The organism is Stenotrophomonas sp. SMYL11 (assembly GCF_036320005.1).
GTDB lineage: Bacteria > Pseudomonadota > Gammaproteobacteria > Xanthomonadales > Xanthomonadaceae > Stenotrophomonas > Stenotrophomonas maltophilia_A.
This window is the reverse complement of sequence record NZ_JAWIRS010000011.1, coordinates 18,395-30,237: the sequence shown is the minus strand read 5'-3', so window position 1 is coordinate 30,237 and position 11,843 is coordinate 18,395. Positions and strand designations below refer to the sequence as shown.

Annotated in this window: 13 protein-coding genes; 7 read left to right on the top strand and 6 right to left on the bottom strand. The window is 67.5% G+C overall.

Annotated features, from left to right (window positions below; genetic code table 11):
• Positions 1-92: 92 nt before the first annotated feature.
• Both V3B46_RS15175 and V3B46_RS15170 read right to left on the bottom strand, forming a co-directional pair.
• Positions 93-1,340 (bottom strand): TIGR03862 family flavoprotein, encoded by a 1,248-nt coding sequence (locus V3B46_RS15175; RefSeq protein ID WP_329892250.1) that lies wholly within the window; start codon positions 1,338-1,340, stop codon positions 93-95.
• Entirely contained in the window at positions 1,327-1,761 is a 435-nt protein-coding gene (locus V3B46_RS15170; protein ID WP_004152813.1) for an FKBP-type peptidyl-prolyl cis-trans isomerase, read from the bottom strand. Before V3B46_RS15170 ends, V3B46_RS15175 begins: the two co-directional genes overlap by 14 nt.
• A 70-nt stretch (positions 1,762-1,831) precedes the next feature.
• Here V3B46_RS15170 and V3B46_RS15165 point away from each other — a divergent pair, with 70 nt between their 5' ends.
• From V3B46_RS15165 to V3B46_RS15150, 4 genes are all read left to right on the top strand, one after another.
• Positions 1,832-2,197 carry a DUF6164 family protein gene (locus tag V3B46_RS15165; protein WP_106467659.1) on the top strand — a complete coding sequence of 122 codons (366 nt, stop codon included), beginning with the start codon at positions 1,832-1,834 and terminating at the stop codon, positions 2,195-2,197.
• Between the two features lie 392 nt (positions 2,198-2,589).
• Positions 2,590-3,357, top strand: a complete 768-nt coding sequence (locus tag V3B46_RS15160) for a sulfurtransferase (RefSeq protein ID WP_154263067.1) — start codon at positions 2,590-2,592, stop codon at positions 3,355-3,357.
• Positions 3,358-3,549: 192 nt separating this feature from the next.
• Positions 3,550-4,545 (top strand): LLM class flavin-dependent oxidoreductase, encoded by a 996-nt coding sequence (locus V3B46_RS15155; protein ID WP_329892249.1) that lies wholly within the window; start codon positions 3,550-3,552, stop codon positions 4,543-4,545.
• Between the two features lie 68 nt (positions 4,546-4,613).
• The gene (locus V3B46_RS15150) at positions 4,614-5,111 is read left to right on the top strand and encodes a pyridoxamine 5'-phosphate oxidase family protein (protein ID WP_049400371.1); all 498 of its coding nucleotides are present in this window, start codon (positions 4,614-4,616) and stop codon (positions 5,109-5,111) included.
• Positions 5,112-5,199: 88 nt separating this feature from the next.
• Here V3B46_RS15150 and V3B46_RS15145 read toward each other — a convergent pair whose 3' ends face one another.
• A complete protein-coding gene (locus V3B46_RS15145) occupies positions 5,200-5,859 on the bottom strand; it encodes an exopolysaccharide biosynthesis protein (RefSeq protein ID WP_100471898.1) in 660 nt (219 codons plus the stop codon).
• Entirely contained in the window at positions 5,843-7,147 is a 1,305-nt protein-coding gene (locus tag V3B46_RS15140) for a hemolysin family protein (RefSeq protein WP_154263070.1), read from the bottom strand. Before V3B46_RS15140 ends, V3B46_RS15145 begins: the two co-directional genes overlap by 17 nt.
• A 292-nt stretch (positions 7,148-7,439) precedes the next feature.
• On the opposite strand from V3B46_RS15140, the gene V3B46_RS15135 reads away from it, so the two are divergent.
• Together V3B46_RS15135 and V3B46_RS15130 are read left to right on the top strand one after the other, a co-directional pair.
• Positions 7,440-8,066 (top strand): DUF47 domain-containing protein, encoded by a 627-nt coding sequence (locus tag V3B46_RS15135; RefSeq protein ID WP_004152833.1) that lies wholly within the window; start codon positions 7,440-7,442, stop codon positions 8,064-8,066.
• 13 nt (positions 8,067-8,079) lie between these two features.
• A complete protein-coding gene (locus tag V3B46_RS15130) occupies positions 8,080-9,201 on the top strand; it encodes an inorganic phosphate transporter (RefSeq protein ID WP_154263072.1) in 1,122 nt (373 codons plus the stop codon).
• Positions 9,202-9,449: 248 nt separating this feature from the next.
• Here V3B46_RS15130 and V3B46_RS15125 read toward each other — a convergent pair whose 3' ends face one another.
• Positions 9,450-10,946: a S10 family peptidase gene (locus V3B46_RS15125; protein WP_154263073.1), complete on the bottom strand. Its 1,497-nt coding sequence runs from the start codon at positions 10,944-10,946 to the stop codon at positions 9,450-9,452.
• A gap of 109 nt (positions 10,947-11,055) precedes the next feature.
• Positions 11,056-11,634, bottom strand: a complete 579-nt coding sequence (locus tag V3B46_RS15120; protein ID WP_107432345.1) for a GNAT family N-acetyltransferase — start codon at positions 11,632-11,634, stop codon at positions 11,056-11,058.
• A 17-nt stretch (positions 11,635-11,651) separates the two neighbouring features.
• Here V3B46_RS15120 and V3B46_RS15115 point away from each other — a divergent pair.
• A partial coding sequence (locus V3B46_RS15115; protein ID WP_329892248.1) for a hypothetical protein occupies positions 11,652-11,843 on the top strand: 192 nt, incomplete at its 3' end.

The window sequence follows — 11,843 nt, the reverse complement described above, 5'->3', positions numbered from 1 at the left end:
CGGGAGTCTGGCCCCCCCCCCCCCCCCCCCTCGCTCAGTCACCCCCCCCCCCCCCCCCCCCCCCCCCCCCCCCCCACTCTACAACGCAGGTGTCACCGCGCCGCCAGCCACCCGATCACGCCTTCCGCAGCACGCAGGCCACTGGCGTAGCATGCGGTCAGCAGGTAGCCACCCGTCGGCGCCTCCCAGTCCAGCATCTCGCCGGCACAGAACACGCCGGGCAATGCCCGCAGCATCAGGCCATCATCCAGCGCATCCAGGCGCACGCCACCGGCGGTGCTGATCACCTCGGCCATCGGCCGGGGACGCAGCAGGCGCAGCGGCAGGCGCTTGAGCGTAGCCGCCACCGCAGGCAGGTCGTTGCCCGCTTCTTTACCCAGCATCTCGAACACCAGTGCGGCTTTCACTGCATCCAGGCCGGCCTGGCGGCGCAGGTGCTCGCCGAAGCTGCGGCCCTTGCGCGGGCGTGACAGGTCGGCCAGCAGGCGTGCCTCGTCGCGGCCCGGTACCAGGTCCAGCCACAGCATCGCGTGGCCATCGCGGTTGATGGTCTCGCGCAGGTCTGCGGCCAACGCGTAGATCAAGCTGCCTTCGATGCCGTACTCGCTGGCCACGCATTCGCCCTGCAGTGACTGCGGCTGTCCGGCCAGGTCGACCCAGTGCGCGATCACCGGCTTCAACGGTGCGCCGGAATTGCGCTGGGCGAAGAACGGGGTCCAGTCCACGTCGAAACCGCAGTTGGCCGACTGCAGCGGCGCGATGTCCACGCCGCGTGCCTGCAGTGGCGAGACCCAGGCGCCGTCGCTGCCCAGCTGCGGCCAGCTGCCGCCGCCCATGGCCAGCAGGGTGGCATCGGCATGTACTTCAACGGCGCCGTCTTCGGTTTCAAATCGCAGGGCGCCGTCGTCGCTCCATCCGATCCAGCGGTGGTTGGCGTGCAGGCGCACACCCTGTTCTTTCAGGCGGCGCACCCAGCCGCGCAGCAGTGGGGCTGCCTTGCGGTCGACCGGGAACACGCGGCCGGAGCTGCCCACATAGGTCTCCACGCCGAAGTCGGCGGCCCAGTCGCGCAGCGCCTGCGCGTCGAAGCCGTCCAGCCAGCGTCCCACGGCAGAGGCCTGCTCGCGGTAGCGGCTGTCGAACAGCGGGCGCGGATCGGAATGGGTGAGGTTGAGGCCGCCCTTGCCGGCAATCAGGAACTTGCGGCCGGGCGAACCCTTGGCCTCGTACAGGTCGACCTCCAGCCCAGCGGCGCGCAGGCCCTCGGCGGCGAACAGGCCGGCCGGGCCGCCGCCGATGACGGCGACCCGCGGAGACGTTGCGGTATTACGGTTTGACATCGAGCAGCTCGACATCGAACACCAGCGACGAGCCGGCCGGGATCGGGCCAACCCGGCGGTCGCCGTAGCCGTAGTCCGGCGGGATCATCAGCGTGCGCTTGCCGCCGACCTTCATGCCGGCCACGCCTTCATCCCAACCGCGGATGACCTGGCCGGCGCCGAGCGCGAAGGTGAACGGTTCGCCACGGCTGACCGAGCTGTCGAAGGTCTTGCCGTGCTTGGTTTCGGTGCGGTTGTCGTAGATCCAACCGGTGTAGTGCACGGTGACCTTGTTGCCGGCAACGGCTTCGGTGCCGGTGCCCGGGACGGTATCGATGCGCTCGAAGGTGGTCAGGGTGCCACCCGGCGGCGGGCCGGACGGTTCGGTCGAGCAGCCAACGGCGGCGAGGGACAGCAGCAGGGGAAGCAGCAGGCGGCGCATCGGGCGTCTCCGGAAGGGCGCAGGGCGAGGGCGGCAAGGGTAGCGCATCGGCGCCGGGTATCATGGGGGCATGGCAAAACTCCTGCTCAATCTGCGCAATGTCGGCGACGACGAATATGCCGATGTCTGCACGCTGCTCGACCAGCACGGCATCGCCTGGTATCGCACCGAACCCAGCCCCTGGGGCATTTCCAATGGCGGCCTGTGGCTGCGCGAGGACGCCGATCATCCGCGTGCGAAGGCGCTGATGGCGGAGTACCAGGCCGAACGCGGGCCACGCATCCGTGCCGAGCGCGAGCAGGCGTTGCGCGAGGGCACGGCGGAGACCTTCGGCAGCCTGTTCCGGCGCCGACCGGGGTATGTGGTGCTGGTGCTGCTGGCGATGGTCGGTGCGGCTGCGCTGGTGCTGCTGCCGTTCGTGCTGTTGCGGGGGTAAGGGGGCTTCTGGCCGGGTTGCACCCGGCACCCGCGGTAGTGCCGGCCGCTGGCCGGCAACAGCAACAGCAACAGCGGGCAATCCGTGGTGGGCGTGGCGGTGTGGGCAGGCGGGGGACGGCAAAAACTGCTCCTGCGTGCCTCGTAGAGCGCCATCCATGGCGCTCTGCGCCCCCCGCCCCCCCCCCCCCCCCCCCCGCCCCCCCGCCCCCCCCCCCCCCCCCCCCCCCCCCCCCCCCCCCCCCCCCCCCCCCCCCCCCCCCCCCCCCCCCCCCCCCCCCCCCCCCCCCCCCCCCCACGCCTCTGACAGGTTCATGGGCTCTGTAGATCCACGCCATGCGTGGATGAACGGGCAAGTCTGCTCCTGGGGCGGTCTGGCGCTAAAATGGCGGGATGATCGCCAATACCGCTGCCTACCATTTCGCCGTCATCGACGCCCCCCAGGCCTTGTGCGACCAGTTGCTGGCGCGCGCCGAGGCGGCGCAGCTGCGGGGCACGATCCTGGTGGCGGGCGAGGGGCTGAACCTGTTCCTGGCCGGTGCGCCGGGGGCCATCGAGGGCTTCTATGCGGTGCTACGTACCGATGCGCGCTTTGCCGATATGCGGGTCAAGACCAGCCTGAGCGAGCATCAGCCGTTCGCGCGGCTGAAGGCCAAGGTGAAGGACGAGATCATCAGCTTCCGCCGTGATGACGGCCAGCCGCTGCAGTATCCGCGTGCACCGGCGGTCGATCCAGCTACCGTGCAGCGTTGGTTGCGGCAGGGGCATGATGACGCCGGCAAGCCGGTGGTCATGCTCGATACGCGCAACCTGCAGGAAGTGGAGTACGGCACCTTCAAGGATGCGCTGGTGCTGCCCATCCACAAGTTCACCGACCTGCCGGAGGCATTGGCGCCGCACCGCGAAGCGCTGAAGGACAGCACCGTGGTCAGTTTCTGCACCGGCGGCATCCGATGCGAGAAGGCCGCGCTGTGGATGGTCAACGATGGCATGGACAACGTGCTGCAGCTTGACGGTGGCATCCTCGGCTATTTCGAGGAGGTGGGCGGCGAAGGCTACGAGGGGCGCTGCTTCGTATTCGATGAGCGCGTGGCGCTGGATGCTGAACTGAAGCCGATGGTCGACCAGCCGCTGCCGGAGCCGCGCCCCAGCGCGTTCTGACGCTTCCTTGGTAGACCCGGTCGCTGGCCGGCTGCGAGGGCGCTCTGCCTGCCGGCCAGCGGCCGGTACTACCGGATCAAGCGCGGTCAGCCCTGAACCCGCCCTACGGGAATCAGCATCCCGCCACCGTCACTGGCCGCGGCGCCTGGCCGTCCCCATGCATGGGGAATCCTGTGACGGAAAAAACGCCTGATGATCCCGTTGTCGATCCTTGACCTGGCCCCGGTCTGCGAGGGCAGTGACACCACCGCCGCCTTCGCCAACATGCTGGAACTGGCCCAGCACGCCGATGCGCTGGGCTACCGCCGCTACTGGCTGGCCGAACACCACAACATGCCCGGCATCGCCAGCGCGGCCACCGCCGTGCTGATCGGTCACGTGGCCGGTGGCACAAAGCGCATCCGCGTCGGTGCCGGCGGCATCATGCTGCCCAACCATGCGCCGCTGCAGGTGGCCGAGCAGTTCGGCACGCTCGCCTCGCTGTATCCGGACCGCATCGACCTCGGCCTGGGCCGTGCGCCGGGCACCGACCAGCCGACCGCGCGTGCACTGCGCCGCTATTTCGACAGCGCCGACCAGTTCCCGCAGGACGTGCGCGAGCTGCTGCACTACTTCGAACCGGTACAGCCCGGGCAGGCGGTGCAGGCGGTTCCGGGTGGTGGCCTGCGGGTGCCGACCTGGATCCTCGGTTCGAGCCTGTTCGGTGCGCGTATGGCCGCCTCGATGGGCCTGCCGTACGCGTTCGCCTCGCACTTCGCGCCCGACGTGATGGACGAAGCGCTGGCGGTGTACCGCCGTGAATTCCGGCCCTCCGCCACGCTGAAGCAGCCGCACGCGATGCTGGCCCTGAACGTCGTTGCCAGCGACAGCGAGGCCGAATCGCGGCGCCTGTTCACCAGCCAGCAGCAGAGTTTCGTGAACCTGCGTCGTGGCCGACCGGGCAAGATTCCGGCGCCCATCGACGACATCGAGTTCTTCTGGGAGCCGCACGAAAAGCTGGGCGTAGAGCGGGCACTGGCCTGCACCGTCCTCGGCGATCCGCAGCAGGTGGCGGAAGGCATCGCCGCGTTTGTCGAGCGCCACAAGCCGGACGAACTGATGCTCACCGCCAACCTGTATGACCACCGCGCGCGCCTACGCTCGTTCGAACTGGCGATGCAGGCCTGGCACGCCCGCCACGCGGGCTGAACAATTGCGTCACGGCCCATTGCGGCCGAACCGCGTCTGATGGGGGCTCATATCGAAGGAGCCCCCACATGGCCGACACCCGCGCGGAACACATTGCCCAGCTGGCAGAACTGATCAAGGATGTGGAGGTGGCGATGTTCACCACCACCGGCGTTGACGGCCGGCTCTACAGCCGGCCGCTGGCTACCCAGCAGGTCACCTTCGACGGTGATCTGTGGTTCGTCATCACTGCCGACAGCCCGAAGGTGGCCGAGATTGCGCTCGACCCGCGCGTCAACGTGGCCTATGCCTCGCCATCGAAGAACACCTATGTGTCGGTGGCCGGGCGCGCGCGGGTTGTCGATGATCGCGCGAAGATCGAGGAGCTGTGGTCGCCAGCGATGAAGCTGTTCTTCCCGGGCGGCAAGGACGACCCGAACCTGCGCCTGATCCAGGTGCGGGCCGACTCGGCCGAGTACTGGGATGGTCCGGGCACGCTGCTGGGCACGGCGCTGAGTTTCGTGCTGTCGGCGGTGCAGGACGAACCGGCGGCGTTGGCCGACAACGGGTTCATCGACCTTCGGTGATTGCTGCATCCACGCGTGGCGTGGATCTACTGCATCCCGGTAGATCCACGCCATGCGTGGATGGGGTAACCCCGATGAATTCCGGTGCTCAGAACCAACGCTGGAACAGCTCCACCGTATAGCCCACCAGCTGCCCCGAACTGAAGCCGAAGAACGCGATTGCCGCCAGCGCCGCGATCCAGTTGAACAGCATCAGCGCGCCATCGCGTTCCAGCAGCGCCAGCGAGAACAGCAGCAGCTGGAAGCCGAACAGGAAGTTGGTGAACGGAATCGGCAGCGACAGCAGCGCGCCCAGCAGCACCAGCAGCAGGCCGGTGAAGGCATGCGCCGGCAGCGGTGTCAGCAGCTGCGGCAGGCGCGGCTTGAGCATCTTGTCCAGGCGCCGCAGCGGGCGATCGATGCGGTCCAGGAAACGGTGCATGGTGCTGCGCTTCGGTCCGCGTCGGGCAATGAAGCCAGGCAGCCAGGGCCGGCGAAGGCAGCACAGCATCTGCAGGCCGATCAGGATCACCAGCGGGCCGCTGACCGCGCCACCCATGCCCGGAATAGGAATGAACGAGGGCAGGATCGCCACGAACAGGAACACGCCGAACGCGCCCTGCTGCAGGTTGCACAGGATCTGGCCGAGCGGCATGTGCTCGGCCGGGTCGCCGGAGGCGAACATCTCCAGCAGGGTCCGGATGCCCTCGTTACGGTAGGCCGGGCGCTCGGCGCCCGGACCCTGGCCGGCCTCAGGCGGTGAGCTCATCGGCGTGCTCGTCGGACAACGTACGCAGCAGCAGCTTGTCCACGCGCGCACCGTCCAGGTCAACCACTTCGAAGCGCCAGCCGGCCCAGTCGAAGTACTCGCCGGCGTGCGGAATGCGGCCGAAGTAATGGATGCACATGCCGGCCAGCGTGTAGTAGTCGCCGTCCTCGGCATCGGGCAGCTCGTTGCTGCCGATCAGCTCACGCACGTCTTCGATCGGCAGCGATCCGTCCACCAGCAGCGAGCCATCCTCGCGGGTCACTACCAGTGCGTCCTCGTCGGCGTTCTCCACCGCCTGCAGGCGGCCGACCACCGCGCCCATCAGGTCGCTGATGGTCACCAGGCCCTGGATCTCGCCGTACTCGTCCACCACCAGTGCCATCGACTGCTGTTCCTCGCGGAAGATCTCCAGCAGTTTCATCGCGTGGGTCGATTCGGAGACATACAGCGGCTCGCGCAGGGTCTGGAACAGCGCGTTGTCGCCGCGCGCCATGCGCGTGGCCAGCGACTTCAGCTCCAGCACGCCGACCACGTCCATGTCGTTGTCGCGGTACACCGGGTACCGCGAGAACTCGTGCTCGGCCATGATTTCCAGGTTGCGCTCCAGCCCGGCCTGGGTGTCGAGCCAGGCGATGCGGTTGCGCGGGGTCATCAGGCTGTCGGCGGTGCGGTCGCCCAGGCGCATGACGCGGTTCATCATGTCGCGCTCGTGGGCGTCGATCACACCGGCCTCATGGCTCTCGGCCACCAGCATGCGGATCTCTTCTTCGGTCACCGAGGCGACTTCATCCTTGCCCAGGCCGAACAGGCGCAGCACCAGCTGGGTGGTCCTGGACAGCAGCCAGACGAAGGGCAGGGCGAGCTTGGCCAGCCAGCTCATCGGCATCGCCACCAGGCCGGCAATGGCCTCCGAGCGGGTCAGTGCCAGGCGCTTGGGCACCAGTTCGCCGAAGATCAGCGTAATGAAGGTGATCAGGCTGACCGCCAGCGTGGTACCGACGTTGCCGGCGTAGGCAAAGCCCGGCATCAGGCCCTGGATCCAGCCGGCGAAGGCTTCGCCCAGCGCCTCACCGCCGAGGTAGCCGGTCAGCACGCCGATCACGGTGATGCCGATCTGCACGGTGGACAGGAAGCTCTCCGGCTTCTCCGACAGCTCCAGCGCCTTGGCGGCACGCTTGGAGGTGGCGGCCATCTGCTTCAGGCGGCTCTTGCGCGAGGTCATGACCGACATCTCGGACATGGCGAAGAAGCCGTTCAGCAGAACAAGCGCGAAGACAATCAGGATCATTTCAAACACGGGCGTCGTCCCCGGTTGGTGGCAGGGAGGGCGGGTGCTTGCGATGGCGGCTGGCGCTCAGGAACAGGGTCCGGCGCGGCGCAGGGGGGTAAGGGTCGTCGTCCATAAGGTGCGCCCGAAGGCGCGCTGGCATCTTAGCAAAGGGGCGTGGCAGGGTGGCAACCGCCTGTTCAGGTTGGGGCTTCCAGAGCTCCGGAAGGGGGCAGGGATACCCGTGATGGTCATCTAGCCGTCATAATTCCGTCTGGTGCCGTCCTTCCCGCGACGGCTGACAGGTTTCTCAATGTTCTCTCTGCAGACCATTTTCGGTTCCGGCAAACAGTTCTACACCCTGCTCGATGAGGCTGCCGTCGCGGCTTCCGACGCCGCCAAGGCGCTGCATTCCATGCTGCGCGAGGCCGACCGCCAGCCCGCGCTGGACGCCTTCAAGCTGGCCCGCCTGCGCGAACGCGCGGCCTCGGACAAGATCAGCCAGGCGCTGGTGGACAGCTTCATGACCCCGATCGAGCGCGAAGACATCGAAGCGCTGGGTTCGGCGCTGTACAAGATTCCCAAGCAGATCGAGAAGTTCGCCGATCGCTATTCGCTGGCCACGACCCACCTGGAGCACATCGACTTCGCGCCGCGCGCGGCGATGCTGGAACAGGCTGCCGGCGTGGTGGTGGAGATGGTGGCCGACCTCCGCCACATGAACCTGGACCGGATGACCGCGCTCAACGAGAAGCTGCGCTCGCTGGAGAACGAGGCCGACCGCCTGATGCTGGAGCTGTACCGCGATATCTATTCGGGCCGTCTGGACAACCTGCAGATGTTCCTGCTGAAGGAATTCTTCGAGATCCTGGAAAAGGCCATCGACCGTTGCCGCGAGGCTGGCGTGGTGGCGTACCAGATCGTGTTGAAGAACAGCTGACGGACGCCGCCGCATGTTGACCCTTGTCCTGGTGGTGATCCTGGCCGCGCTCGTCTTCGAGTTCATCAACGGCTTCCACGACACCGCCAACTCCATTGCCACCGTGGTGGCGACCAAGGTGCTCTCGCCCGGCTGGGCGGTGATGCTGGCCGCCTTCATGAACCTCATCGGTGCACTGACCGGTACCGCGGTGGCGCTGACCATTGCTTCGGGCCTGCTCAACACCAACGTGGTCGACGTCACCCCGCAGGTGATCCTGTGCGCCCTGCTGGGCGGCATCATCTGGAACCTGATCACCTGGTGGAAGGGGCTGCCTTCCTCGTCCTCGCACGCGCTGATCGGCGGCCTGTGCGGCGCCGGCCTGGCCGCGGCCCACAACAACTGGGACGCGCTGATATGGTCCGAGCGCCTGGGCAGCTGGGCGCAGAACAAGGGCCTGCTGTGGAAGGTGTTCGTGCCAATGATCACCTCGCCGATCGCCGGCTTCCTGCTCGGCATCGTGGTGATGGTGCTGCTGTGGGGCCTGATCGCCGGCCTGGCCAAGATCGGTGGTGCCATCGGCCGCCTGGCCCGTCCGCGCATCGTCAACGCCTTCTTCGGCAAGGCGCAGATCGCCTCGGCGGCCTACATGGGCTTCGCCCACGGCCACAACGACGCGCAGAAGACCATGGGCATCATCGCCATGACCCTGATCGGTGCCGAAGCCACCGGCGCACTGAACGACCTGCCGTCCTGGCTGGCCTTCATGCATCCGGACGCGCATGCCGGTGAAGGCATCGCCATGTGGATCGTGCTGACCTGCGCGGTGGTGATGGCTGCCGGTACCGCCTCCGGCGGCTGGAAGATCATCAAGACTCTGGGCCACAAGATGGTCAAGCTGCACCCGATCCACGGCTTCGCCGCGGAAACCAGTTCGGCCACGATCCTGACCCTGGCCGCCCACTTCGGCATGCCGGTCTCGACCACGCACAGCATCTCCACCGCGATCATGGGCGTTGGCTTCGCCAAGAACCCGCGCTCGCTGAAGTTCGGCGTGATCGAACGCATCGTCTGGGCCTGGATCCTGACCATCCCGGCCGCAGGTGGTTGTGCGTACCTGATCCTGAAGCTGTTTGAAGTGTTCGGCTGGACCTGATACCAGCAGCCCGATAAACGAAAAAGCCCGCCGGATGCCGGCGGGCTTTTTCGTGGGAGAAACAATTCTTTTGCACCCATCGTGTCGACCAAGGTCGACACCTACCAGAGCAGAACCGGGGTCAGAGCCCGTTGCAGGCAACGGGATCCGACCCCATCCCGCCCCGCCATCCCACGGAATGCGGGCTTTTGACGTTGCCGTTGCCGTTGATCCGGCGGGTGCCGGGCCGCAGGCCCGGCCGCACCCCCTCAATTACGTTGGAACAGCGCCTGCACATCCCTGCGGAACGCCGCCTGGCTGTCCGCCCGGCTGTAGAACATGTGCCCGCCCGGATAACTGCGCACCTGCACCCGGTCCGGATTGCTGCCCATCGCCGGCATCTGGTCCACCGTCAGGATCGATCCCATGAACGGGCACGACAGATCATTCCAGCCATGCACGATCAGCACCTGCAGGTGCGGATCGATCGCCACCGCCTGCCGCAGCTGGGTCACCGCGCCCTGGCGCAGCTCGCCGTTGCGGTCCCACAACCGGTTCACGTCGTAGTTCAGCGCCTGGTAGCGCGCATCCACCTTCCAGCCAACCACCCGCGTCACGAAGTCGACCATCGCGGTGGTGGTTGGCGCAATGATGCTGTCCAGCAGCGGATCGTTGGCGCGCTGTTCCGGATCATTCGGGAACGGATCGAACGCGGTCACGTTGGAGTCGTAGCGGCTGCCCAGCGTGCCCTTGTCGCGGAATACCTCACGCAGATAGGCCTGCGTCTCCAGTCGGCCACCGGCGCGGCGCACGAACTGCGCATCCAGCCCGGTCAGCTCGGTCACCCGGCGCAGCATCGCCTCGGTCGCCTGCGGATCGCTGCGGCCCTTCATCAGCGCAGTGGCGTAGTCGCCACGGGTGTATTCCACCACGTCGCGCATCGCCGCATCGGTGAGTTTGCCCTGGCGCTCCAGGTGCGCTGCAGCGATCGACGGCAGCGTCTGCATCCACGCCATCGGCGAGACATCGGCGTTGTCTTCCAGGGTCGGGCTCAGGTAGGGCGAGACCAGCACCAGGCCGTTCATTGCAACACCCAGGCGGGTCTGCAGGAAGTGGGTGATGCGCGGGCCGCGATAACCACCGTAGCTCTCGCCGGTCAGATACTTGCGCGCACCCATGCGCTGGTTGCGCAGCAGCCAGTCGTAGATCGAGCGCGACAGGTATTCGATGTCGGCGCTGGGGTTGTACAGCTGCTTCTTCGCCTCGTCATCGCCGATGCGCGCACGGCTGAAGCCAGTGCCGACCGGGTCGATGAACACCAGGTCGGTGAAGTCCAGCCAAGTGCCGGGGTTGTCGTGCAGGGTGGCCGGCGCCGACGCGCTGTCACCCTCCGAACCAAAGGTGACCACCTTGGGCCCGATCGCGCCCATGTTGAGGTAAACCGACGATGCACCCGGCCCGCCGTTGAGCGCGAAGGTCACCGGCCGGTCCTTGCCCGGCATCGTGTAGGCGGTGAACACCACGTCGGCGATCACCCTGCCCTTGGCATCGCGTACCGGCAGGGTGCCGACGGTGGCGGTGTAGTCCAGGGTGCGGCCGGCCAGGCGCATGCTCTGGCGGGCCGACGCATCGGCGGGTAGCGCGGGCGCTTCGGTCTTGTCGTCTTTCGGATCGGGCTTGGCCTCGGCATCGGGCGCGGCCAGCACGCTGGCTGGGGCGATGAGCAGGCCGACGCAGAGCGCGGCAGTGTGCAGCAGGGACTTCATGTCACCGGATCGGCAGCGGAAGGGGGTTCCGATGCTAGGCCGGTGGCGGGCATGTCGTATGTGTCCAAAGGCATGGCCGCGCGTCGAGGCCGCCAGTGGCCAGATTGGGTCAAGCGGGCAGGGTGGTGCGCAGTTCGTCGTCGGCCAGCAGGCCGTATACCGCCGAATCGGACAGTTCTCCCTGGATGCGCCAGCGCTGCCGCAGCACGCCCTCCAGGTGGAAGCCCAGCCGTTCAAGCACGTGTGCCGAGGGCCGGTTGCGCGGGTCGACTTCGGCTTCCACGCGATGCAGGCGCAGGGTCTGGAACAGGTAGTCCAGCAGGTGCTGCAGCGCTTCGTGCATGTAGCCCTGGCCTTGCCTGTCGGGGGCCAGAAGGTAGCCGATCTCGGCACGAGCCGCATCGCGATCCAGGGCGAACACCACGCAGATGCCCAGCAACGGGCCGTCCAGCGTTTCGCGCACGGCCAGCTTGAGCTGGGTGCCGGTGGCCTGTGCAGCCAGGTCATCGTCGATCTGCGCGCGCGCTTCGGCCGGTCGTGTCCACGCCGGGTGGTTCCAGAACCGCATCACGTCCGGATCGGACTGGATCGCGAACAGGGCGGCCGCATCGTCGCGGCGGATCGGGCTCAGGACCAGGCGCGCGCTGTGCAGCGGCAGGCCCGGGAACAGCAGCGAGTGGCTGGCCAATACGATGGTCCACACGGATGGACGCGCATTATGGCGCCGCCGGGTTTGCCGATGGGGGCGTAATGCCAAGGGCACATGAACTGGTAGTGCCGGCCGCTGGCCGGCAGATCTGCCTGAATCACGCGGATGTCGAGGGTGCCGGCCAGCGGCCGGCACTACCGGGCGGCGGGCGCCGCGCCGCGTTACAGCAGGGAACCGTGGCGGCCCCC